This is a genomic window from Pseudofrankia asymbiotica (assembly GCF_001983105.1).
Classification (GTDB): Bacteria; Actinomycetota; Actinomycetes; order Frankiales; family Frankiaceae; genus Pseudofrankia; species Pseudofrankia asymbiotica.
Genome location: NZ_MOMC01000076.1, coordinates 26,478 through 50,955, shown reverse-complemented (window position 1 = coordinate 50,955; position 24,478 = coordinate 26,478). Strand labels below are relative to the sequence as shown.

Below are 24,478 nucleotides of genomic sequence, written 5' to 3'. Positions count from 1 at the left end.
ACCTCGACCTGCGTCAGAGCACCCTGATACCGAACCTGCGCATCGAGACCATTGCGCAACGCCGCACCAGACTGGATCTTCGCGTCAGCCAGCGTGGTCGCATACGCAGCCAGCGCCACACCCGCGCCGCGATAAGCCCTCGCCAGCTTCGCAAGCTGATCAGGCAGATCACGCAACGCCTCGGAGTAGCCGGCGGAATAGTCACCCTGCATCGCCAGGTCCCCGCCGCCATCGGCCGCGATCGTCCGCAACCGCGTCGTACCCCCATCAGCGGTCGTCGCATGCAGATCCAGCTTGGTGGCCAGCGCCCGCACCGCCTCCGGATCACCCGGAGTCGGATCAGCCCCCAGACCCACTACCTGCCACTCGCTGCTCATCCCGACGTCCTCCCACCCGAGCGCATCGTCCGGAGACCTGGCCGGTGACCGCGATGACCAGGTCGGGAACCACGCCGGAACCGCGGGCCGATAGTTCGCGTCGAGCGACTCGGGCACGAGCGAGCCGCGCACCGTCGCACTGGCCATCGGCCATCGGCCATCGGCCATCGGCCGAGCCGACCCAACCGGAATCCGGTCTAGACCGGTCCGGATGGTCTCGATGGTCCGATGCGCCAACGAGCACGGGTGCGCCGTTTTGACGATCAGGACTTGCCTTCTCAGCCGGGGAGATTCCCGACACGAAAGCCACCGTTCGTCACTCGACGAACGCGAACGGTATCGCACAACGGGCGTCTATATCTGGCAGTTGTTGGAGTCTTCGCCCGTAGCACCGTGACGGGAGAACCGCCCGGAGGCCAATGCCGCCAACGACGCCCGCCCGGGCCAACACCGCCGATCCGGGCCAACACCGCCGATCCGGGCCAACACCGCCGATCCGGGCCGGCTCCGCCGGTGGGCGCCAGCCCGGGACGGCGTGACGGCCCGGCGAGCGTCGTCGATGCCGCGGCGGCCTGGGTGCTACACCTGCGAGACGGCGGCGCCCGCTGTCACGAAGGGCAGGTTGGCGGCGCCGCGGACGTTCGACGAGACCTTCATGACGGCCCGGTTCGGATCAGCCACGAAGTCGGGGAAACGCTTCAGGACCTCCTCCAGCGCGATCTTGATTTCCAGGCGGGCGAGGTGGGCGCCGAGGCAGCGGTGGATGCCGAAGCCGAAGAACACCGTCGACGGCTCGTCGTGGCGGTTCAGGTCGAACGCGTCGGGGTTCTCGTAGACCCGTTCGTCGCGCAGGGCGGAACCGGTGATCAGCATGACCCGCTGGCCGGCGGGGATCGTGACGCCGTGCAGCTCGACGTCGCGGGTGGCGGTCCGGCCCTGCAGCTGGGAGGGGGCGTCGAAGCGCAGGGTCTCGCCGGCGGCGCGGTCGTAGAGGGCGGGGTCGGACAGCAGCAGCCGGCGCTGGTCGGGGAAGCGGGTGAGGGCCATCAGGCCGTTCGGGATGGCCTTGGCGACGGTCTCGTGGCCGGCGGTGCCCAGCTCGAGGAACCGGAACGCGATCTCCTCGTCCGGCAGCGTCCTGGTCGAGCCGTCCTCGTCGTCATCCACCTCGGTGCTGATCAGCAGGCTGATCGGGTCGTCGGTGGGGTTCCGGCGCCGTTCGGCCGCCAGCGAGAGGTAGATGTTCAGGATCTCCACGTTGGCGGCCACGAACTCCGCCTCGTCGTCGACGCCGTCCCCACGGGCGAGCATGCGGTCGCTGCACTCGTTGATGGTCTGCCGGTACTCCTCGGGGATTCCGAGCAGCTCACTGATCACGTCCAGTGGCAGCTGGACGGAGAAGTCGCGGACGGCGTCGAACTCGTGGGCGTCGAGGAATCGGTCGAGCAGCTCGCCGGCGCGGCGGCGGATGTACGGCTCGAGGGCCAGCATCCGGCGGGGCGAGAACACCTTGCTGACAATCTTGCGATGCCAGCGGTGTTCCGGCGGGTCCCTCAAGATGATCATTGGCGCGCCGGCCTCGCGGCCCTCGATCGTGACGCCACCGGTGCTCGAATAGGTCTGCCAGTCGTTGTGCGCCGCCAGGACGTCGGTGTGCCGCGACAACGCCCAGAAGCCCAGCTCGGCATTGTGATGAACGGGCGCCTCGTCCCGTAACGCGCGGTAGACCGGGTACGGGTCACGATAGGTCGCGAGGTCGTACGGGTTGAACTCGACCATCCGCACTCCTGAGCAGAACGCAGGGACTGAGCAGAACGCAGGGACTGAGCAGAACGCAGGGACGCGAGCAGACGCCGGGACGCGCGAGGCAGGTGAGGCGGATACCGACCCGCCCGGGAGAGAGTGAGGAACGCGTACCGCCCGTCGCCGCGCGGGCGGCGACCGGCGGACACCGGACGTCAGCCGGACACCAGTCGGGCGTCAGCGCATAACAGGCATAAAGTATCCAATTCGCGAGGCGGATACAACCTCCGCGGACCCGGACGCCTGGCGACCCGGATACGACGACGCGCCCCCGGTCAGGGAACAACCGGGGGCGCGTGACAAATAGTCGAGGTCTGGTTACCCGCGGGTGACGTCGGCGAGGACGGCCTCGAGGCGGGCGGCGACCTCGTCGGGAGTGCCGGAGCCGTCGACGGTGCGCAGGATGCCACTGGCCGCGTAGTAGGCGCGCAGCGGAGCCGTGCGCTCGGCGAAGACCTTGAGGCGCCGCCGGGCGGTCTCCTCGTCGTCGTCCAGTCGGTCCTCGGAACTGGCGCGGCGCCTGATCCGCTCCAGCACGGTGGACTCGTCGACGTCGAGGTCGAGCACGACGTCGAGCGCGCAGCCCGCCGCGGCGAACCTCGCGTCGAACGCCTCCGCCTGCGCGAGCGTGCGCGGGAACCCGTCCAGCAGGAAGCCCTGGCAGACGTCCGCGGCCGGGGTGGCCGGCGGCGCGGCGGTCAGGGTGTCGCCGGAGACCACGGACGTACCAGCGCCAGCACCAGAACCCGCGCCCGCGCCCGCGCCGGACGACGCGCCGAGAGCCGCGTCCATCGAGGCGCGCGCCGTCGCGGGCACATGGTCGACCACCGCGGCGGCGGTCGAGCCGTAGAGGCGGTCGGCGACCAGGTCGAGTACCAGTTCGTCGGGGACGAGCTCGCCCGCGCGCACGAAGGCCTCGGCGCGGCGGCCGAGCGGGGAACCAGCGGCGATCTCGGCGTCGAGCAGCCGACCGGTGGAGATCGCTGGGACGCGGTAACGGGAGCCGATCCGGGCGGCCTGCGTCCCCTTGCCTGAGCCCGGCGGTCCGAGCAGCACGACTCTCACCGAGTGGACCCTACCCCGCACCAAACCCCCATAAACATGAATGTTCTGTAAGAAATCTGACCCGGCGTATCGGGACCGCGGCGGGAATCACTGGCGGTCCCCGGAGGCCATCAGTCCCGCCGGGGGCCCGGGCAGCGTATCCGTCAGCGTCGCGATACGTCCACCCGGTCGTACTCCATGGGCCGCCGCGCGTCTTCCGGCTCCCTGGGCCGTCGGGCTCGATCCGCTTCCATGCCGCCCACGACAACGGAGAACCCATCGCGAGCCGCCGGCCGCGGCCCACCGGGAACCGCGAGGAAAATCCCATTCTCAGGAAAGCAAATCACATTCTACTAATGCCGCCGCCGATAGTAATGCCGCCGCCGGTAGCTGGTTGCCGTGTCACTCGACACGGCAACCAGCTACGGGAATTTCCACAGGAATGTAGAAGATCTGGAACAGCTCTGGAACAGAGGGACGCCAGCCTGGCGACCGGCTAACGGCGGGTCGGGGTGATCGGGTCCGGCAGGTCGGTGGTGCCGACCAGGTAGCGGTCGACGGCGGCCGCGGCCGAGCGACCCTCGGCGATCGCCCAGACGATGAGCGACTGGCCACGGCCCATGTCCCCGGCGACGAACACGCCGGGCACCGAGCTCTGCCAGCCGGCGTCACGGGCGACGTTGCCGCGTGCGTCCAGCTCGACGCCCAGATCGCCCAGCAGGCCTTCGCGCTGCGGGCCGACGAAGCCCATCGCCATCAGCACCAGCTCGCAGGGCAGCTCGATGTCGGTGCCCTCGACCTTCTGGAACTTCCCGTCGACCATCTGGACCTCGTGCATCCGCAGCGCGCGCAGCCGGCCCTCGTCGTCGCCCAGGAAGCACTCGGTCGAGACGGCGTAGACCCGCTCGCCGCCCTCCTCGTGCGCCGACGACACCCGGTAGATCACCGGGAAGCTCGGCCACGGGTTCGCCGGTGGTCGAGACGCCGGCGGGCGCGGCATGATCTCCAGCTGGTGCACGGAGACCGCGCCCTGGCGGTGGGCGGTGCCGAGGCAGTCGGCGCCGGTGTCGCCGCCGCCGATCACGACGACCCGCTTGCCGGCCGCGGTGATCGGCGGCTCGGCGAGGTCGCCCTCCCGCACCTTGTTGGCCAGTGGCAGGTACTCCATCGCCTGGTAGACGCCGGACAGCTCCCGGCCCGGCACCGTCAGGTCGCGCCCGATGGTCGACCCACCGGCCAGCACCACCGCGTCGTGCGACGCGCGCAGCTCGTCCACGCCGATGTCGACCCCGACGTCGCAGGAGGTGACGAACTTCGTCCCCTCGGCCGCCATCTGCTCGAGACGGCGGTTGAGAACCGCCTTCTCCATCTTGAACTCGGGGATGCCGTACCGCAGCAGGCCGCCGATCCGGTCGGCGCGCTCGTAGACCGTGACGTCATGGCCGGCCCGGGTGAGCTGCTGGGCGGTGGCGAGCCCGGCGGGCCCGGAGCCGACGACGGCGACCTTCTTCCCGGTGCGTGTCGACGGCGGCACGGGGTCGACACCTCGGCCGTCGGCGAACGCCCGGTCGATGATCGAGACCTCGATCTGCTTGATCGTCACCGGGTCGTCGGAGATCCCGAGGACGCAGGCCGCCTCGCACGGTGCCGGGCACAGCCGCCCGGTGAACTCCGGGAAGTTGTTCGTCGCGTGCAGCCGGTCGATCGCTTCGGACCACTCACCCCGCCGGGCGAGGTCGTTCCACTCGGGGATGAGGTTGCCGAGCGGGCAGCCGTTGTGGCAGAACGGGATGCCGCAGTCCATGCACCGCGCCGCCTGCGCGGTCAGCGCGGGCGAGGCGAACTCCTCGTACACCTCACGCCAGTCCTGGATCCGCACGTCCACGGGCCGGCGCGCTGGCAGCTCCCGGTGGTGCCGGAGAAACCCAGTGGGGTCAGCCATAGTGCTCCTGTCAGGTTCTGCTGTATGCGGCGCGTCAGCTGCGGGCCGAGGCCATGATCAGGTCCTCGGCGGAGATGCCCTGCTCCTTGGCCTGCCTCATCGCCGTCAGGACCCGCTTGTAGTCGCGGGGCATGATCTTGACGAACTTCTCCTGCTCGTCCTCCCAGTCGGCCAGCAGCCGGGCGGCGACCGTCGAGCCGGTCTCCCGGCGGTGGCGGGTGAGCAGGCCGACCAGCAGCGAACGGTCCTCGGCGTCGAGCGGCTCCACGTCGACCATCTCGGTGTTGACCCGAGCGACCACCGGGGCGTACAGGTAGGCGACGCCGCCGCTCATGCCGGCGGCGAAGTTGCGCCCGATCGGCCCGAGCACCGCGACCGTGCCGCCGGTCATGTACTCGCAGCCGTGGTCGCCCACGCCCTCGACGACCGCCGTCGCGCCCGAGTTGCGCACGCAGAACCGCTCGCCGACGACGCCCCGGAAGTACGCCTCGCCCGCGGTCGCGCCGTAGAGCAGCACGTTGCCGGCGATGGTGTTCTCCTCGGCGCGCAGCGGCGTCTCCTTGGGCGGGAAGACGATGATCCGCCCGCCGGACAGGCCCTTGCCGGTGTAGTCGTTGGCGTCGCCCTCGAGGGTGAGGGTGATGCCGCGCGGGACGAACGCGCCGAAGCTCTGCCCGGCGGAGCCGGTGAAGCGCAGCGAGATCGTGTCATCCGGCAGGCCCACCGCGCCGTAACGGCGGGTGACCTCGTAGCCGAGCATGGTGCCGACGGTCCGGTTGACGTTGCGGATCGGCATCTCCAGCCACACCGGCCGGCCGTCCTCGAGCGCGCCCTCGCACAGCTGGATGAGCGAGTTGTCGAGCGCCTTGTCGAGGCCGTGGTCCTGGCTCGCCGAGTTGCGCAGCGACCCGCCGAAGGGCGTCTCCGGGGTGTGCAGCAGCGGGCTGATGTCGAGGCCCTCGGCCTTCCAGTGCTCGACGGCGGCGGTCGCGTCGAGCAGGTCGACGCGGCCGACGGCCTCCTCGAGCGTCCGGAAGCCCAGGTGCGCGAGGTATCCGCGCACCTCCTCCGCGATGAAGGTGAAGAAGTTCTCGACGAACTCGGGCTTGCCGGTGAACCGGGCGCGCAGCGCCGGGTTCTGGGTCGCCACGCCTACGGGGCAGGTGTCGAGGTGGCAGACCCGCATCATCACGCAGCCGGCGACGACCAGCGGCGCGGTCGCGAACCCGAACTCCTCGGCGCCCAGCAGCGCGCCGATGACGACGTCGCGGCCGGTCTTGAGCTGGCCGTCGACCTGCACCACGATCCGGTCGCGCAGGCCGTTGAGCAGCAGCGTCTGCTGCGTCTCGGCCAGGCCCAGTTCCCACGGGGCGCCGGCGTGCTTGAGCGACGTCAGCGGCGAGGCACCGGTGCCGCCGTCGTGGCCGGAGATGAGCACGACGTCGGCGTGCGCCTTGGACACGCCGGCGGCGACGGTGCCGACACCGACCTCGGCGACGAGCTTGACGTGCACCCGCGCCTTCGGGTTCGAGTTCTTCAGGTCGTGGATGAGCTGGGCGAGGTCCTCGATCGAGTAGATGTCGTGGTGCGGCGGCGGCGAGATCAGGCCGACCCCCGGCGTCGAGTGCCGGGTCTTCGCGATCCACGGGTAGACCTTGTGGCCGGGCAGCTGGCCGCCCTCGCCCGGCTTCGCGCCCTGCGCCATCTTGATCTGCAGGTCGTCGGCGTTGACGAGGTACTCGCTGGTCACGCCGAACCGGCCGCTGGCGACCTGCTTGACCGCCGAGCGGCGCAGGTCGCCGTTCTCGTCCGGGACGAACCGCTCGGCGTCCTCGCCTCCCTCGCCCGTGTTCGACTTGCCGCCGAGGCGGTTCATCGCGATCGCGAGCGTCTCGTGCGCCTCGGCGCTGATCGAGCCGTAGGACATCGCGCCGGTGGCGAACCGCTTGACGATCTCGGAGACCGGCTCGACCTGTTCGATCGGGATGGGCCGGCGCAGCCCGGGCCGCAGCTCGAACAGGCCGCGCAGGGTCGCGTTGCGCTTGGAGAGCGCGTCGACCTGGGCCGTGTACTCCTTGAACACCTCGTACTGGCGGGTACGGGTGGCGTGCTGCAGCAGGAACACCGTCTCCGGGTTGAACAGGTGTAGCTCGCCCTCGCGGCGCCACTGGTACTCGCCGCCGATCTCGAGGCTGCGGTGCGCGAGCTCGGTGGCCACCCGCGGGTAGGCGCGGGTGTGCCGGGCGGCGACCTCGGCGGCGAGCACGTCGATGCCGACGCCCTCGAGGCGCGAGGGGGTGCCGGTGAAGTACCGGTCGATGACGTCGGACCGCAGGCCGATCGACTCGAAGACCTGGGCACCGGTGTAGCTGGCGATGGTGGAGATGCCCATCTTGGACATCACCTTCAGGACGCCCTTGCCGAGCGCCTTGATGAGGTTCTTCTCGGCGTGCTCCGGGTTGATGCCCTCGATCTCGCCGTGGCGGATGAGGTCCTCGACGCTCTCGAACGCCAGGTACGGGTTGACCGCGGCGGCGCCGTAGCTGGCGAGCAGCGCGATGTGGTGCACCTCGCGGGCGTCGCCGCTCTCCACGATCAGGCCGACCTTGGTGCGGGTCTTCTCCCGGATCAGGTGGTGGTGCACGGCCGCGGTGAGCAGCAGCGACGGGATCGGGGCGAGCCGCTCGTCGGAGTCGCGGTCGGACAGCACGATGATGCGGGCGCCGTCGGCGATGGCCGCGCTCACCCCGGCGCAGATCTCCTCGATCCGGGCGGCGAGCGAGGCGCCCCCGCCGTCGACCTCGTAGAGGCCGCGGACGGTGACCGCGGCGAAGCCGGGCATGTCGCCGTCGTCGTTGATGCCGATGATCTTCGACAGCTCGATGTTGCTGATCACCGGGAAGGGAAGGTGGACCACCCGGCAGGTGGCGGGGCTCGCCGCCAGCAGGTTGCCCTCCGGGCCCAGGTAGTTGCCGAGGCTGGTGACCAGCTCCTCGCGGATAGCGTCCAGCGGCGGGTTGGTGACCTGCGCGAACAGCTGCTGGAAGTAGTCGAACAGCAGCCGCGGCCGCTCGGAGAGCGCGGCGATCGGGGTGTCGGTGCCCATCGAGCCGATCGGCTCCGCGCCGGCGCGCGCCATCGGCGCGACGATGACCCGCAGCTCCTCCTCGGTGTAGCCGAAGACCTGCTGGCGGCGGGTGACCGAGGCGTGGCTGTAGACGACCCGCTCGCGGGCGGGCAGGTCGGCGAGCTCGATGACGCCGGCGTGCAGCCACTCCCCGTAGGGCGACGCCGAGGCGAGGTCCGACTTGATCTCGTCGTCGCTGACGATCCGGCCCTTGGCGGTGTCGATCAGGAACATCCGGCCGGGCTGCAGCCGGCCCTTCTGGATCACCCGGTGCGGCGGGATGTCGAGCACACCGACCTCGGAGGCCATGACGACCAGGCCGTCGTCCGTGACCCAGTAGCGCGACGGGCGCAGGCCGTTGCGGTCGAGCACCGCGCCGATCATCGTGCCGTCGGTGAAGGCGATCGACGCCGGGCCGTCCCACGGCTCCATGAGCGTGGCGTGGAACTTGTAGAAGGCCCGCCGCTTCGCGTCCATCTCCGCGTGGTTCTCCCACGCCTCCGGGATCATCATGAGGACGGCGTGCGGCAGGCTGCGCCCGCCCAGGTGCAGCAGCTCGAGGACCTCGTCGAAGCTGGCCGAGTCGCTGGCGCCGTTCGCGCAGATCGGGAACAGCCGGGAGAGGTCACCGGGGATCAGGTCGCTGGTCAGCAGCGCCTCGCGGGCGCGCATCCAGTTGCGGTTGCCGCGGACGGTGTTGATCTCGCCGTTGTGCGCGATCAGGCGGTAGGGATGCGCCAGCGGCCAGCTCGGGAAGGTGTTCGTCGAGAACCGGCTGTGCACCAGGGCGATGGCGCTGGCGAACCGCGGGTCGTCGAGGTCGGGGAAGTAGGCCGACAGCTGGTGGGTGGTCAGCATCCCCTTGTAGGTCAGCGTGCGCGCCGACAGCGACGGCAGGTAGACGCCGGTCGCCCGCTCGATCCGCTTGCGCAGGCAGAACGCCCGCCGCTCCAGCTCCATGACGTCGAACGGCGCGTCGTCCTCGACCGGCGCCCCGACGGCCGGCGCGACCGCGACGCCCGGCAGCGTCACGAACAGCTGACGCATCCGGGGCTCGACCTCGCGCGCGGCGTGGCCCACGATGTGGCTGACGACGGGCACCTCGCGCCAGCCGAGCAGCCGCAGGCCCTCCTGCCGGGTCAGCCGGCCGATGGTGCGCACGGCCTCGTCACGGTCACCCGCCACCTGCGGCAGGAACGCGATGCCGACGGCGTACCGGCCGGCGGCCGGCAGCGGGAAGCCCGCCACATCCCGCAGGAACACGTCCGGGACCTGGACGAGAATGCCAGCTCCGTCGCCTGTGTCCGGGTCGCTACCCGAGGCTCCCCGATGGTCGAGGTTGCGCAGTACCGTGAGGCCCTGGTCGACCAGCTCGTGGCTACGCCGGCCGTGCACATCGACGACGAACCCGACGCCGCAGGCGTCGTGCTCGAAGGAGGGGTCGTACAGACCTTGCTTAGTCGGCATCCGGAGGTGTCCTGTCCGTCTTCAGGGCCTGAAGGGTGCGGACGACGCTGTCCGGGTGACGCGACGACGGCCTGGTGGCACCGGGCGCGAGGCACGGTGCCCGGGCACAACGCACCTCTGAGTCTCCCGGGGGCACGGAAGACTTGTCCCGAGCAGCTAGGACCCGAGCAGCTGGGACCAGGTCGGYTGGGGCAGGGCGCGGTGAGCCAGTCGCGTCATACGCTGCAACGAGTGTGCCACGTGGCCGCCCGTTTCGCTGAGATCGTCAGTGTCCGTCAGGTCACATGAATGTGACAGTTGTGTTCCGCACCATGCCGTCTTACCCTGGCGTGCCCGGTTCGTCCCCCTCCTTTGGGGGGTATGCACCGCCGTCCCGGCAGGCCGGCGGCCCGGCTAGCTGACACCTCCGACGAGAACACCTACCAGGTAGGTGGCGCCGGCCGCGAGCGCGCCGAGGGCGAGCTGGCGGGCGCCGGACAGCAGCGGCGGGCGGCCGGTGAAACGGCTGACGGCCGCCCCGACGGCGACCAGCGCGACCGCGGCCAGCACGGCGCTCGCCAGGAACGTGTCGGCGCCCAGCAGGTACGGCAGCACGGGGATGAAGGCTCCGACGGCGAACGCGGCGAACGACGCCCCCGCGGCGACCAGCGCGCTCGGCAGCCGGCCGGGCGTCACCCCCAGCTCCTCCTGGCTGTGGATCRCGAGCGCGACCTCCGGGTCCACGTGCAGCTGGCCGGCCACCGCGTCCGCGAGCGCCGGGTCGACGCCCTTCTTCTCGTAGGTGGCGGCGAGCTCGGCGCGCTCGTCCACCGGGAAGTCCGACAGCGCGCGGCGCTCCACCTCGATCTCGGCCGCCATCGCCTCGTTCTGTGACGTGACCGACGTGTACTCCCCCGTGGCCATCGAGAACGCGCCGGCGGCCAGCCCCGCGAGGCCGGCGAGCACCGCCGTCGACCGCGACGACGCGCCGCCGGCGAAGCCGGAGAGCAGCGCCACGTTGCTGACCAGCCCGTCCATCGCACCGAACACCGCCGGGCGCAGCCAGCCACCGGAGATGTCGCGGTGCTGGTGGCCGCGGCGCGGGTCAGGCATCGCGCGGGCGACCGCCAGCCGGGCTGTCATCGCCATCGCCGGCCGCCGCCGCGCCGCTCGTCTTGTCCAGGCCGACCCGCGCGGCGCCGGCGCCGGCCGTGACGACCTCAGCGGGTTTGGTCTCGGCGGGCGTCGTGACGCCGAGCGGATCGTCGCCCAGCGTCGGCTCCACCGGCTTCTCGCCGGCCGATGCCGCGTCCGCCGCCGTCGCGTTCGCGGGTTCCGCGGCGACCGCCGCTTCCGTCGACTTGGCTTCCGTCGGCTTGGCTTCCGCCTTCGGATCCTGCTCGGCCGGGGCCGGGGCGTCACCGGTCGCGTCGGACTCGCTGGACTCGTTGGACTCGCTGGTCGTGGCCACCACGGGCTGCTCGCCGGCGCGGTCCGCCGGCTTGCGCAGCAGGATGAACATCAGGAGGGCGCCCAGGAAGACCACGGCGCTGACCCAGTCGTTGAGCCGCAGGCCCGCGATGTGCTTCGCGTCGTCGATGCGCAGCGCCTCGATCCAGGACCGGCCGATCGTGTACAGCATGACGTAGAGCGCGAGCAGCCGGCCGCGGCCGAGGCGGTGAAGCCGGTCGACGAGAAGCAGGGCGACGGCGACACCCACGCACCAGAGCGACTCGTACAGGAATGTCGGGTGGAACGTCGCGAACTGCTCGTACCCGGCCGGCCGGTGCGCGGCATCGATCTTCAGTGCCCACGGCAGGGTCGTGGGCCGGCCGAACAGCTCCTGGTTGAAGTAGTTGCCCCACCGGCCGATCGCCTGGGCGAGGACGATGCCCGGCACCGCCGCGTCGGCGAACAGCAGGAACGAGACGCCCGAACGCCTCGTCTTGAGCCAGACGCCGAGCGCGCCGCCGGCGACCGCGCCCCAGATCCCCAGGCCGCCGTTCCACACCTTCAGGACGTCGGCGACGTGCCCGTCCGCCCCGAAGTACGCGTCGGGGCTGGTGATGACGTGGTAGATCCGGGCGCCGACGATGCCGAACAGCACCGCCCACACCCCGGCGTCACCCGCGAGGTTCGGGTCGGCGCCGCGGGCGCGCAGCCGCCGCCCCGTCAGCCAGACCGCGACGACGACGCCAATAATGATCATAAAGGCGTAGGCGCGCAGTGGCAGCGGCCCGAGGTGGATGACGCCTCGGGATGGGCTGGGAATCGCGGCTAGTACCACGGCGCAAGGCTACCCAGCGACACCACGCCGCCGTCCACCCCTCCTGTGAACAAGAGCTGGACAGCGTCCGCCCCACCGACGGTCGCCCGGCGGTGTCAGAGGGCTCTCAGGCGCTCACGCGTCGCCCGCGGGCCGCGCGGGGCGGCGGACCCCGGCGGCGAGCTCCGCGGTGAGCCCCCGGATGCCGTCCAGGCCGGCCGAGAGTCCGCTGCCGGCACGTTCGGCGGCCAGGAGGGCGCCGACGAGGGCCGAGCCGACGATCACGCCGTCGGCGAAGGCCGCGACGGTGGCCGCCTGGGCGCCGTCGCGCACGCCGAGGCCGACCGACACCGGCAGGTCGGTGACCGCCCGGACCCGCTTGACCAGGCCCTCGGCCGCGGCGCCGACCGACTGGCGGGCGCCCGTCACGCCCATGAGCGACGCGGCGTAGACGAAGCCGCCGGTGATCTTGGTCACCATCCGGATCCGCTCGTCGGTCGAGCTCGGCGCGACCAGGAACACCGGGTCGAGGTCGTGCGCGCCCGCCGCGGCGAGCCACGGGCCGGCTTCCTCCGGCGGCAGGTCGGGGGTGATGACCCCTGCCCCACCGGCGGCGCCGAGGGCGGCGGCGAAGCGCTCGACGCCGTAGCGCTCCACCGGGTTCCAGTAGGTCATGACGAGCGTGGGCGCTCCGGTCTCGGCGACGGCCTCGACGGTGCGCAGCACGTCGGTGGTGGTGACCCCGCCGCGCAGCGCGGCGTCCGCRGCGTCCTGGATGACCGGGCCGTCCATCGTCGGGTCCGAGTACGGGAGGCCGACCTCGACCACGTCCACGCCGGCCTCGACCATGGCGCGCATCGCCGCGATGGCGCCGTCCACCGTCGGGTAGCCGGCCGGCAGGTAGCCGACCAGGACCGAGCGGCCCTCCTGGCGCGCCGCGGCGAACGTGTCCGCGAGCCGCCCGCGCGTGCCCTGTGCCTGCACCTGCTGTCCGTTCTGTCGTGTCACCGTGATGTCCCGCACATATCGCCGAGGCGGCGCCGTCATCTGGCGGTTACGGCCCCCGCGCCGCCGCCCGCCGGCTCCGGCACCAGGTCAGTCCCGGGCGGCCTCGCCGCCGTCGGTGGGGAGCACGCCGAACCAGCGCGCCGCCGTGTCGACGTCCTTGTCGCCCCGGCCCGAGCAGCTGATCAGCACCGTCGCGTCCGGGCCGAGCTCGCGGGCGACGTCGAACGCGCCGGCGAACGCGTGCGCGCTCTCGATCGCGACCAGGATCCCCTCCGTCTTCGCGACCAGGGCGAGCGCGTCCATCGCCGCCGTGTCGTCGACGACGCGGTAGGAGGCCCGGCCGGTCTCGTGCAGCCAGGAGTGCTCCGGGCCGATGCCCGGGTAGTCGAGGCCGGCGGAGATCGAGTGCGAGACCTTCGTCTGGCCGTCGTCATCCTGCAGGAAGTACGACCGCATGCCGTGCAGCACGCCGGAGGAACCGCCGGCGATCGCCGCCGCGTGCCGGCCGGTGGCGAGGCCGTCGCCGCCGGCCTCGCAGCCGATCAGCCGGACGGAGGCGTCCGGGATGAAGCGGTGGAAGATCCCCATCGCGTTCGAGCCGCCACCCACGCAGGCGACGACCGCGTCCGGGAGCCTCCCGGTGAGCGCCAGCACCTGCTCGCGGGCCTCGACGCCGATGATCCGCTGGAAGTCGCGCACCAGCATCGGGAACGGGTGCGGACCCATCACCGAGCCGATGCAGTAGTGGGTGCGCTCGACGGTGGCGACCCAGTCGCGCAGGGCTTCGTTGATGGCGTCCTTGAGCGTCCGGCTGCCGGAGGTGACCGGGATGACCTCGGCGCCGAGCAGGCGCATCCGGGCGACGTTGAGCGCCTGGCGGCGGGTGTCCTCCTCGCCCATGTAGACGACGCACTCCAGGCCGAGCAGGGCGCAGGCGGTCGCGGTCGCGACGCCGTGCTGGCCCGCGCCGGTCTCGGCGATCACCCGGGTCTTGCCCATGCGCCTCGTCAGCAGGCACTGGCCGAGAACGTTGTTGATCTTATGGGACCCGGTGTGCGCGAGGTCCTCGCGCTTGAGCAGCAGCCGGGCGCCGCCGATGTGCCCGGTGAGCCGGCGCGCCTCGGTGACCGGGGTCGGCCGGCCGGCGTAGCTGGCCAGCAGGCCGTCGAGCTCGGCGACGAAGGCCGGGTCGGTGCGCGCCTGCTCGTAGGCGGCGGACAGCTCGTCGAGGGCGGCCATCAGCGCCTCCGGCACGAACCGCCCGCCGAACGCCCCGAAGTGCCCCAGCGCGTCCGGCACGCTCTCCCACGCACCGGGCTCCGCGTCCAGGTACGAGGAGGCTGGCGGGACGGCGGTGCCGGTAGGTCCGGCGCTGCTGGCGCTCACGCCCCGACTCTATCGGGGCGGGTGGTCAGGGCACGTCTCAGCGGCCGACCTTGGTGGCGGGGTGGGCGCCGGCCGCGACGAGGTCCGCGACCGTCTGGCGGGGGTCGGAGCCGCTGACGGCCGCCTCGCCGACCAGCACCGCGTCGGCGCCGGCCTCGGCGTAGGCGAGCAGGTCGTGCGGGCCGCGGATGCCGGACTCGGCGACCTTCAGGACGCCGGGCGGCACCAGCGGGGCCAGCCGGGCGAACGTGTCGCGCCTGATCTCCAGCGTCTTGAGGTCACGGGCGTTGACGCCGACGAGCCTGGCGCCCGCGTCGAGCGCGCGCATGGTCTCGGTCTCGTCGTGGACCTCGACCAGCGCGGTCATGCCKAGCGACTCGATCCGCTCGAGCAGGCCGAGAAGTCGGGGCTGGTCAAGTGCCGCGACGATCAGCAGCACGAGGTCGGCACCGTGCGCCCGTGCCTCCAGCACCTGGTACGGCGAGACGATGAAGTCCTTGCGCAGGACCGGCACGTCGACGGCTACGCGGACGGCGTCCAGGTCGGCTAGCGACCCGCCGAAGCGGCGTCGCTCGGTGAGCACGCTGACGGCGGCGGCGCCGGCCGACTCGTAGACGCCGGCGAGCGCGCCGGGGTCGGGAATCCCGGCGAGCTCACCCTTCGACGGGCTGCGCCGCTTCACCTCGGCGATCACGGCGACGCGGCGGGCGCGCAGCACCGCCAGGGCGTCGCGTGGGTCGGGAACCTTCTCGATCCGCTGCTTGAGCAGGTCGAGTGGGATACGCGCCTCGCGCTCGGCCAAGTCGGCACGGACACCGGCGATGATCTCGTCGAGGACGGTCACAGCCGGGCTCCTCTGGCTCTAGCTGCCATGGCGCCGATGGTAGGCCCACCCACCKGGAACGCACATCGCCCCCCATGGCCGCGTCGGACCCTTGACCGTCCGTAGTTGCTCGACGATCGTCAGGACCGGATATTTGCTGATAATCAGCGGATGACCAGGCCATATCCAGTATGAACAGCCGTCTAGGCGGACACGCAGCGTCGTTGTCTTGTCGTTGCTCTTCCTTCCCCACCGAGGGAATCCCACACGTTCGGGGTTCCCACCCGGGCGCGGCGGCCCGTCCGCCGGGAGCCCAAGGGGTCGTTTGACGGCAAAGTCACAGCGACTGGACAGCCACCGGACAGCGCCCGGGCCGCGGGGCGGGACCGAGAGAGYGGCYGGCCCGCTCWCGGGCCAAGCGCATCATCCGGCACGCCATCCCACACATCATTCGCCGTTCCGCACCGATCCCGCCCCCGGTGTCAAACACGGCGATCCGGGCGTCAGGGCGTGTTCCGGGACCTAGTTTGACGAGGCCGTCGGATCCTGGCCACGTTCGATCGCGTCCCAATCGTCCAACGGGCGGGGTGCACGCGTCTGGTAGCGGCCGCCCATGCCCGGCCAGCGGGGACCGAGCGCGGCGGCCAGCACGCCGGCGCCGGTGAACGCGAGACCCCCGAGCACCGCCGCCCACGGCGCGGCCGTGAGCCGGACCCGGTCGATCCGCGGATGCCCGCTGGGGGCGAGGTCCACGACGTGGCGCGCCGCGCGCACGGCCGGCTCGGGGGCGAAGCCGATCCGGGCCGCGACCACCACCACACCCACGCCCGCCAGGGCGACCAGCACCCCCACGACCCGCCGGCCGACGCCCCTGGTCGCCACCAGCGCGACCGCCGCGGCCAGGCCCACCAGGCCGAGCGCGCTCACCGCCGGCGCGAGGTCGCCACCAGCGAGGGCGACCGTGAGCGGCGTGCTCATCGTCGGCCCGCCGGCCGAGGCCGCGTCGCGCACCTCGGCACGGGCCCACGTCGCGGAGCTGGCGAACAGCGTGAGCGCCGCGCCCACGAGACAGGCGATCATGGCGGCGCCCAGGCCCCCGCGGCCAGCCAGCCCCGCTCGGCGGCCGGCGGGACGGCCGGCTGGGTGCCCCTCGGGGCTGCCGTCGTCATCACGCACGTGCATCTGCACGTCCGTGTGCACGGTCGCCGACGAACCGACCGCCACTTCGTCCCCGTCGACACTGGGGTTCTGCTTCATCTGACTGGACTCCCGATCACGTACGGAGGGCACGAGGCCCCCGGCGCCCCGCGCCCCGCCTCAGCCGGGGGAATGCAGGGACTCGGCGATCTCGATCGCGCGCAGCACAACCGCGGCCTTCGTACGGCTCTCGCGATCCTCCGTGTCCGGGTCCGAGTCCGCGACGATACCGGCCCCCGCCTGGACATAGGCCCGGCCGTCGCGGACCAGCGCCGTGCGGATCGCGATCGCGGTGTCCAGGTCGCCGCCGAAGTCGAGGTAGCCGACGACGCCCCCGTACAGGCCGCGGCGGGTCGGCTCCAGCTCGTCGATGACCTCCATCGCCCGTACCTTCGGCGCCCCGGACAGGGTGCCCGCCGGGAACGTCGCCGCCAGCACGTCGACGGCGCTGCGCTCGGGCGTGACCTGGCCGATGACGGTCGAGACGATGTGCATGATGTGCGAGTAGCGCTCGATCGTGGCGAACTCGACGACCCGCACCGTCCCCGGCACGCAGACCCGGCCCAGGTCGTTGCGGACCAGGTCGACGAGCATGACGTGCTCGGCCCGTTCCTTCGGGTCGGCGAGCAGCTCGGCGGCGAGCTCCGCGTCGGCCTCGGGCGTGTGGCCACGCGGGCGGCTGCCCGCGATCGGGTGCAGCAGCGCCCGGTCGCCGGTGACCTTGACGTGCGCCTCGGGCGACGTGCCGACGACGTCGAAGTCGCCGAAGCGCAGCAGGTACATGTAAGGGCTCGGGTTGGACGCGCGCAGCACCCGGTAGATGTCGAGCGCGTCGGCGGACGTCGCCCGCTCGAACCGCTGCGAGACGACGATCTGGAAGCACTCGCCGGCCCGGATCTCCTCGATCGAGCGCTCCACCGCCTGCTGGAACTGGCCTGGGGCCATCGCCGAGGTGAACCGCGCGATGTCGAGGGCGGCGAGCGCGCCGGTCGCGGCGACCGTCGGCTCGGTCCACTTGTGCAGCTCGGCGGTCATCACGTCCAGGCGCCCGACCGCGTCGTCGTACGCGGCGTCCAGCGCCGCCTCGTCGAGCGGCACGGTCGGGTCGGTCCCGCTCGCCGCGGGCGCGTCGCCCGGCGCGCCGTCGGCGCCCGGCGCGCGGGTGAAGACGTTGGCGACGAGCAGGCACGAGCCGTCGGCGTGGTCGAGCACGGCGAGGTCGGTACACAGCAGCAGCCGCAGCTCGGGTGTGCGCAGGTCGTCGACGGCGTGGTCCGGCAGCCGCTCGATGCGGCGCACGAAGTCGTAGGACAGGTAGCCGACGAGCCCGCCCATCAGCGGCGGCGTGCCCGGCAGCCGGGGCGCGCGCAGCGCACGCTCCACGGCGCGCAGCACCGCCAGCGGGTCGCCACCGGTTGGCACCCCCGGCGGCGGCGCGCCGCCGGTCCAGCGAGCCTCGCCATCCACCTCCGCCAGGGTCGCCGCCGCGCGCACACCGATGATCGAGTAGCGGGACCGCGTGCCGCTGTGCTCGGCGGACTCCAGCAGGAAGGTGCCCGGCCCCCCGCCGAGCTTGCGGTAGACCCCGACGGGCGTCTCACCGTCGGCGAGCAGCCGGCGGGTGACCGGCACGACCGCGTGACTGGCGGCCAGCGCGCGGAACTCGGCGCGGTCGGGGGAGATCTCACCGGTCGTCATCTGGGTCTCCCGTCGGTGGCGTCGGACCCTGCGGCGAACCGAGCGCCGCGGGCAGCGCGCGGCCGTCGAAGCAGCTGAGGGCGCCGGTGTGACAGGCGGGGCCGACCTGGTCGACCTGGACAAGCACCGTGTCGCCGTCGCAGTCGAGCGCGACCGAGCGCACCCACTGGACATGGCCGGACGTGTCGCCCTTGACCCAGTACTCCCGGCGGCTGCGGCTCCAGTAGGTGGCCCGGCCGCTGGTCAGCGTCCGGTGCAGCGCCTCGTCGTCCATCCAGCCGACCATCAGCACGGTGCCGGTGTCGTACTGCTGGACGACGGCGGGGAACAGTCCGGCGGCATCCCGCTTCAACCGCCCTGCCAGCACGGGATCGAGCCCGGACGAGGTCACGCTCACGGTGCCATTGTGCCGGCCCGAGGGCCCGATCAGGGCACGAGGGCGGGGCGGACTGGTGTGGCCGCGTCGAGGAGCGGGCGGACGTCGCGGGCGAAGCGGCGCAGTTGCTCGTCGGTGGTGTCGTAGCTCTCGCCGGGGCCGGTCGGGAAGATCGTCAGGTCGGCCAGGCCGCCCAGGTCGTCGCGCAGCCGCAGGATCGCCTCGGCGACGTCCTCGGCGGTGCCGACCGCCCACACGCCCTGCTCGACGGAGTCCTCCAGCGTCGGTACCCAGCCGGCCGGCGGCATGCCGCCGTCGGGGCCGAGGTAGGCCCGGTTCCAGCCGTAGGGGCCGAGGAAACGCCAGAACTCGTCATGGCCGGGGCGCGCGAGCTCCATCGCCCGCTCGCGGGTGTCGGCCAGGTACGTGTTGAGGACGACCATCCGCTTCTCGCCGGGAGCGAGCGCCGCGCCGCCGTGCGTGTCGGCGTAGACCTCGGCGTAGCGGTCCCAGCGGGCACGCAGCAGCGAGCGGCTGGCCAGCCAGAACACGCCGCCGAAGCCGCGCGCGGGCACCGCCACCAGCGAGCCGGGGCTGCTGATCGCCTGCCACACGTCGTACGGGTAGGCCGGGCGCGGGATGAGGGTGAGCGACTCCACCTCGCCGCCGCGGTCGGGGATGCCAGGCGGGGGTGCCTGGAAGTAGCTGCCGCGGTGGCTGAAGATCTCGCTGTCCAGCGCGGTCAGCAGCAGGTCGAGCGCCTCGTTCGTGACGTCGCGGTTGACGGCGTCGGCGGCGAGCGCGTCCGGATTGTCGGTGGAGCCGATCGACATCCGGCCGAGCGAGAGCGGCTCGATCTCGCGCGGCACGGTGCCCCGGCCGACGCCGAGGATGCCACGGCCGCCGGAGAGGTTGTGCAGCATCGCGAAGTCCTCGGCCAGGCGCAGCGGGTGCCACTGGCCGACGACGTTGAACATCGTGCCGATGCGGATCCGGCGGGTCCGCTCGGCGAGGAACGCGCCGAACAGCAGGCCGTTGGGCACGACCTCGTAGCCCTCGTGCTGGAAGTGGTGCTCGGTCAGCCAGAACGCGTCGAAGCCGAGCTCGTCGGCGAGCACCCCGGTGTCCAGGATGCGGCGCGTCGCTGACAGGAAGTCGGCCTGGGTGTAGCGGCGCGCGGTCGGCTCGATGCCGCCGGTGCCGATGGTGTCGCCCATCTCGACTGCCCCGAAGAGAAACACGCCGACGCGCATCGCACTCCTCTCGCCACGGTGTTGATGCCATGAACACTGCCGTCCGGGTGTTTCAGCGCCATCACCCACCCGTTACGCCCCTCAAGCGCCGTGCGCCGCGCCCGCCTCGGCCGCGTCAGGTGGTCTACTGATGCGGTTTGTCGCCTGATGCAGTGTCGTCCGACGCGGTCGTCCTACGCAGTCGTCCGACACGGTCGTCCGACACGTCGTTCGACGCAGTCGCAGCCGCGGCCGAAGGAGCTGCCCGTGTCCCGCGACGTCCGCTTCCACGTGGTCGGCCAGTCCGCTGACGCGTCCCACGGAACTCGGTCGCCCGGCGTGCCCGCCCTGGCCGGCGAGCCCGTTGACGCCCCTGTCTGGCGGGTACGCGGGCAGCCGCTGGTCGCGGGAGCGGGGGAAGGACCGCTGCGAGGCCTGACCGTCGCCGTCAAGGATCTGTTCGCGATCGCCGGTCACCGGGCCGGGGCGGGCAACCCGGTGTGGCTCGCCGAGGCGGCGCCCGCGGCCGAGCACGCGCCCGCGGTGGCCGCGCTGCTCGCGGCCGGCGCCGAGGTCGCCGGCATCGCGCAGACCGACGAGCTCGCGTACAGCCTGTCCGGGACGAACGTCCACTACGGCACGCCACCGAACCCGACCGCGCCGGGCGTCATCCCCGGCGGCTCCAGCAGCGGCTCGGCGAGCGCCGTCGCGCTCGGCCAGGCCGACATCGGCCTCGGTACGGACACCGGCGGCTCGGTGCGGGTGCCCGCGTCCTACTGCGGCCTGTTCGGCATCCGGCCGACGCACGGCGCGGTCCCGGCCACCGGCGTGGTTCCGCTCGCGCCGAGCTTCGACACCGTCGGGTGGCTCGCCCGAGACGCGGTCACGCTCGCCCGGGTCGGCGACGTGCTGCTGCCGCCCGCCGATCCGGCGCCGCCCGCGCCCACCGCCCTGCTCGTCGCCGACGACCTCGTCGCCCTCGCGGAGCCCGCGACCGCCGCGGCGCTGGCCGGCGCGGTCCCGGCGCTCGCCAAGGCCCTCGACCTCCCGGTCCGCCAGGTCCCGGCGATCGCGGCCGGCCGGCTCCACGACTGGTTTCTCGCCTTCCGCCACGGCCAGGGCTTCGAGGCGGACCAGGCCCACGGCGCGTGGGTCGCCGCCCACCCCGGCGTCCTCGGACCCGGCATCACCGGGCGGTTCGCCGCGGCGGCGGCCGTCACCGGCGAGGAGCTGGCGACGGCCCGCGCGGTCCGCGCCCAGGTCCGCGCGACGTTCGACGCCGCGCTCGGCGGGGGCAGCGTGCTGGTCGTTCCCGCGGCCAGCGGCCCGGCACCCGCGATCGGCCTCGCCGTGGACGCCAAGGACCGCCTGCGCGCCGCCACCCTGACGCTGACCTGCGCCGCCGGCCTCGCCGGCCTCCCGGTCGTCGTCCTCCCGCTCCTGCGGGTGCACGGCCGCCCCGTGGGCCTGGCCCTCGTCGGCGCGCCCGGCACCGACCGCGCGCTGCTCACGCTCGCCACCCGTGCCGCGGCCGCCCGGGTCTGACTGGCGGGCGCAGGAGAACACGATCCGCCCGGATGGGCCATGTCCGGATCCCCGAAAGATGGCGCACCGCCACCTAACGGTTCGTCGCGGGCCGAACTGTCGGCGCAAATGGGACGATGACGCCCATGTGCACGGATGACGTCGGCCAGGCCGGCCAGGTCGGCCAGYGGGACCGGGCCGGGAGCGGGGCCGGGACCGGGACCGGGCCGAGCGAACAGGAGGTGCGCGAGCGGATCGGGCGGTCGATCCGGACGCTGCGGCAGCGCAGGGGGCTCACGCTCGTGCGGCTCGCTGCCCTCGCGGAGCTGTCGCACCCGTTCCTCAGCCAGCTGGAACGGGGCCTCGCCTGGCCGAGCATGGTCTCGCTGCACAGGATCGCCGAGGCGCTCGGCACGACGCAGCTCGAGCTGATGTCGATGGACGCCGCCGAGGACGCCGACGGCGCGACCCAGCCCGCCGGGCGCCGGGTGAGCCTGGTGCGGGCCGGCGGCGGCGTCCTGGCGCAGAACCCGGTCGGCATCGCGCGCTCGCTGGTGTCCGGCACCCGCGCGATGTACCCGGTGCTCTTCGAGGGTGCGCCGACCGAGTTCGGCGACGCGTTCACCCACCTCGGCGACGAGTTCGCCTTCGTACTGGCCGGCCGTATCGAGGTCGACGTCGCGGGCGAGGGCCTGTTCACCCTTGGCCCAGGCGACACCCTCTACTACCCCGGCGTCGTCCCCCACCGCTGGCGCCAGCTCCCCGGCCCCACCAGCCAGGTCCTGCTCGTCCAGGAAAGCCGCGCCCCCACCCACTGACCGGGCGGAACATCCGGGGTTTCCTCTCATCGGGCCGGAGCTCGAAACGCGCGCGCGGGGCGACTCCTCGTGCGACACTCGGGCTGCGCGTTTCTTCTCCGTTTCGCCGGCCTTCCCGCCCGTGTACCTCAGCCGACGTGTCGGCTGTCCACACGGCGGGCCTGCCCCGCGGAGGAGCGCATCCGGCAGGAGGAGATGGAATGGATACGGGGCAGAACATCGAGTCCACCCTGGCCGACCTCACCGGCCTGGACCTGGACGGGGTTCGCGGCAGCCAGGACGAGCTACTCACGGACGCCATCCGGCGCATGGTGAGCCTGGTCCACTCGCCCGACCATCGATTCGGTGACAGCGAAAGGCGCCGACTCGACTGATGAAGCCCACTGCTTCAGCGGTGCGGGCCCAAGCCGCCAAGACAGCGCCATTCCAGGTCCCGCTTCATCGGCATCACCTTTCCGAGAGCGATTTCGACGCACTGGCAGCCGGGATTGCAGATCGGGCAGTCATCAATCGCCTACGGCAAGCGGAGGGCAGCTACCGGCGTCTTGCCCTGCGCGTGGTCCTCGACCTGCTCCGCCGAGACCCGACGGCCCGCGGCCCATTGCGGTCCCCGGATGCGGCGTGGGATCTGCTCGTCGCGGCCGAAAGCAAGGCGCCCGTCAAGATCGCCGGTCTCATTGCCTGCCCGCAGGTCGGCGCCTGGGCAGCCCACATGCTGCGCCGACTGTACGAGGAGGTGCACGACGACACCCCGCTGTGGGTGGACGCAGGACACCTGCACGCCCTCGCTGCGTCTGCGGCCATCCAAGCGGGAATCGAGGCCTCGGTGCCCGTACCGATGCGCCGGGGCGCGGTACATCTACCGATGCTTGGCCATGCGCTGTTGCCCATGCGAGAGCAGTGGGACGTAGCGTGGATTCACATTGCCACGCGGTTATCGGAGCCGAAAAGGGTGTCGCCAGACCCTGCAACCTCGGGTTCCTCGACCGAGCTCGCAGAGATCATCGGGGCGAAAGGCTCGGTTACCGTCCCCGCGCCGAGCCAGCTGGGGCCGCGGACGACCGGAAACAGCGGATCGTGGTGGCCGCACTCGTCGGTGAGGGTGGTCAGCCAAGGCGCGAGCCTCTCGATCGGACTGGAGGACGCCGATCCTTACCGGCTGGCCGGACGCACGACGGCGCCGGCCCCGCTGCGGTCCGCCGACATCGGCCGCTGGGAATCGGCTCTTGGAGCGGCCTGGGAACTCCTGGTAGACGGACACCCAAGCGTGGCGCGCGAGTTGTCGGCGCTGACCACGGCTTTGGCACCGCTGCCGAGAGCAGCGCCGTTCCGGCCTCGCAGCGCGTCGACAGGTGACGCATTTGGGAGCGCCATGATCTCGGAGCCGGACGACCCCACGCAGCTCGCCTCAACCCTTGTCCACGAACTCGCACATTTCAAGCTGGGCGGAATTCTGCACCTCTTCGACCTGACCGACCCGTCCTGGACCAGGCTTGGGTATGCGCCGTGGCGGGATGATCCTCGGCCGATTCGAGGAATTCTGCACGGGATCTACGCATTTTTTCACGTGACGGCTTTCTGGCGCCGCCAGCGCGCACTCACGACTGCCGGCGAGGCAATGCTCGCCCATTTTGAGTTCGCGTTCTGGCGAGGCCAGACCCGCCAGACTGCCCGCCTGCTGCGGGCCAGCGCCGGCCTGACAGACCTTGGCCGTCGCTTTCTCGACGGTGTGTTGGTGTCCTTGGAGCCTTGGTGCTCCGAGCCAGTGCCGTTCCAAGTCGCTGAGCTCTCCCAGCTCATGGTTCGAGATCATCAGGCACTCTGGCGGGCACATCACTTACAGCCAGCGGCGGCGCTGGTCACCGAACTCGCTGCGGCATGGGCTGACGGCCGCGCCGCCTCACGTGCGGCCATCGAGGCGGCCGGCCCCGAGAGTCTCGTCCCGGAGCCGGCCGTGCGCGATCTCGACGGGCGTGCGTGCCTCGCGCGGCTGTGGTTGCTGGACCGCGATCGATTCCGGCGGGTCGCCGGCGCCGGCCCCGCGCGGGAGGTGGCGGGAACCGTCGCCGCCGATTGTGCTCTGGTCTCGGGTGATCGCGCAGCAGCCCGCCAGCTCTACCTGTCGGAGCTTGCCGACGCGCCCGAAAAGATCTCAGCGTGGGTCGGCCTCGGACTTACGAGGCCCAAATACCAGGCGCTTGTAGCCCGTCCCGACCTTGCGCTCGCTGTGAGCTCGACCGTGGCAGCGACCACCGGACGACGGCCCTCGCCGGCAGCGCTGGCTGCCTGGCTTACGCCAGCGCTCGTCACCGCCCGCCACGCCGAACCCGCTGCCGACGAATCAGGCCCGCCGGCCGGCTGGTCGCCCGGCTCTGCCGAGCCGGGCGGCGGCTGGTGCCTGGCACGCTGAC

The 24,478-nt window shown here is 72.2% G+C and carries 18 protein-coding genes; 4 read left to right on the top strand and 14 right to left on the bottom strand.

Annotated elements, in window-relative coordinates; translation table 11 throughout:
* The 14 genes from BL253_RS32030 to BL253_RS31965 form a co-directional block, all read right to left on the bottom strand.
* A partial coding sequence (locus tag BL253_RS32030) for a hypothetical protein (protein ID WP_198946484.1) occupies window positions 1-524 on the bottom strand: 524 nt, incomplete at its 3' end.
* Window positions 525-956: 432 nt separating this feature from the next.
* Window positions 957-2,156, bottom strand: a complete 1,200-nt coding sequence (locus tag BL253_RS32025) for a cytochrome P450 (RefSeq protein ID WP_076821086.1) — start codon at window positions 2,154-2,156, stop codon at window positions 957-959.
* 342 nt (window positions 2,157-2,498) lie between these two features.
* Complete coding sequence (locus tag BL253_RS32020; RefSeq protein ID WP_241835323.1) at window positions 2,499-3,245, bottom strand: adenylate kinase family protein; 747 nt, start codon at window positions 3,243-3,245, stop codon at window positions 2,499-2,501.
* 475 nt (window positions 3,246-3,720) lie between these two features.
* Window positions 3,721-5,166 carry a glutamate synthase subunit beta gene (locus tag BL253_RS32015; protein WP_076821083.1) on the bottom strand — a complete coding sequence of 482 codons (1,446 nt, stop codon included), beginning with the start codon at window positions 5,164-5,166 and terminating at the stop codon, window positions 3,721-3,723.
* Between the two features lie 34 nt (window positions 5,167-5,200).
* Window positions 5,201-9,760: a glutamate synthase large subunit gene (gltB, locus tag BL253_RS32010; RefSeq protein ID WP_076821081.1), complete on the bottom strand. Its 4,560-nt coding sequence runs from the start codon at window positions 9,758-9,760 to the stop codon at window positions 5,201-5,203.
* A gap of 393 nt (window positions 9,761-10,153) precedes the next feature.
* Window positions 10,154-10,888 (bottom strand): VIT1/CCC1 transporter family protein, encoded by a 735-nt coding sequence (locus BL253_RS32005; RefSeq protein WP_076821080.1) that lies wholly within the window; start codon window positions 10,886-10,888, stop codon window positions 10,154-10,156.
* Window positions 10,845-12,026 (bottom strand): prolipoprotein diacylglyceryl transferase, encoded by a 1,182-nt coding sequence (gene lgt / locus BL253_RS32000; RefSeq protein WP_076821078.1) that lies wholly within the window; start codon window positions 12,024-12,026, stop codon window positions 10,845-10,847. The genes BL253_RS32005 and lgt overlap by 44 nt, the downstream gene beginning before the upstream one ends.
* A 114-nt stretch (window positions 12,027-12,140) precedes the next feature.
* Complete coding sequence (trpA, locus tag BL253_RS31995; protein WP_476644128.1) at window positions 12,141-13,013, bottom strand: tryptophan synthase subunit alpha; 873 nt, start codon at window positions 13,011-13,013, stop codon at window positions 12,141-12,143.
* An 87-nt stretch (window positions 13,014-13,100) separates the two neighbouring features.
* Entirely contained in the window at window positions 13,101-14,342 is a 1,242-nt protein-coding gene (gene trpB, locus BL253_RS31990; protein ID WP_241835324.1) for a tryptophan synthase subunit beta, read from the bottom strand.
* A gap of 94 nt (window positions 14,343-14,436) precedes the next feature.
* Entirely contained in the window at window positions 14,437-15,243 is an 807-nt protein-coding gene (gene trpC / locus BL253_RS31985; protein WP_076821075.1) for an indole-3-glycerol phosphate synthase TrpC, read from the bottom strand.
* A 501-nt stretch (window positions 15,244-15,744) separates the two neighbouring features.
* Window positions 15,745-16,479 (bottom strand): Trp biosynthesis-associated membrane protein, encoded by a 735-nt coding sequence (locus BL253_RS31980; protein ID WP_076821073.1) that lies wholly within the window; start codon window positions 16,477-16,479, stop codon window positions 15,745-15,747.
* A gap of 60 nt (window positions 16,480-16,539) precedes the next feature.
* Complete coding sequence (locus BL253_RS31975) at window positions 16,540-18,117, bottom strand: anthranilate synthase component I (RefSeq protein WP_076821072.1); 1,578 nt, start codon at window positions 18,115-18,117, stop codon at window positions 16,540-16,542.
* Window positions 18,104-18,514 carry a phosphoribosyl-AMP cyclohydrolase gene (gene hisI / locus BL253_RS31970; protein ID WP_076821070.1) on the bottom strand — a complete coding sequence of 137 codons (411 nt, stop codon included), beginning with the start codon at window positions 18,512-18,514 and terminating at the stop codon, window positions 18,104-18,106. The genes BL253_RS31975 and hisI overlap by 14 nt, the downstream gene beginning before the upstream one ends.
* A gap of 29 nt (window positions 18,515-18,543) precedes the next feature.
* Window positions 18,544-19,746, bottom strand: coding sequence for an LLM class flavin-dependent oxidoreductase (locus BL253_RS31965; RefSeq protein WP_076821068.1), 1,203 nt, complete (start codon window positions 19,744-19,746; stop codon window positions 18,544-18,546).
* A gap of 246 nt (window positions 19,747-19,992) precedes the next feature.
* Here BL253_RS31965 and BL253_RS31960 point away from each other — a divergent pair, with 246 nt between their 5' ends.
* From BL253_RS31960 to BL253_RS31950, 4 genes are all read left to right on the top strand, one after another.
* Window positions 19,993-21,270 carry an amidase gene (locus tag BL253_RS31960; protein WP_241835322.1) on the top strand — a complete coding sequence of 426 codons (1,278 nt, stop codon included), beginning with the start codon at window positions 19,993-19,995 and terminating at the stop codon, window positions 21,268-21,270.
* A 125-nt stretch (window positions 21,271-21,395) separates the two neighbouring features.
* Window positions 21,396-22,067 (top strand): helix-turn-helix domain-containing protein, encoded by a 672-nt coding sequence (locus BL253_RS31955; protein WP_081438901.1) that lies wholly within the window; start codon window positions 21,396-21,398, stop codon window positions 22,065-22,067.
* A 200-nt stretch (window positions 22,068-22,267) separates the two neighbouring features.
* Complete coding sequence (locus BL253_RS42560; RefSeq protein WP_158230457.1) at window positions 22,268-22,441, top strand: hypothetical protein; 174 nt, start codon at window positions 22,268-22,270, stop codon at window positions 22,439-22,441.
* Window positions 22,441-24,477: an HEXXH motif domain-containing protein gene (locus tag BL253_RS31950; protein ID WP_081438900.1), complete on the top strand. Its 2,037-nt coding sequence runs from the start codon at window positions 22,441-22,443 to the stop codon at window positions 24,475-24,477. The genes BL253_RS42560 and BL253_RS31950 overlap by 1 nt, the downstream gene beginning before the upstream one ends.
* Window position 24,478 lies beyond the last annotated feature (1 nt).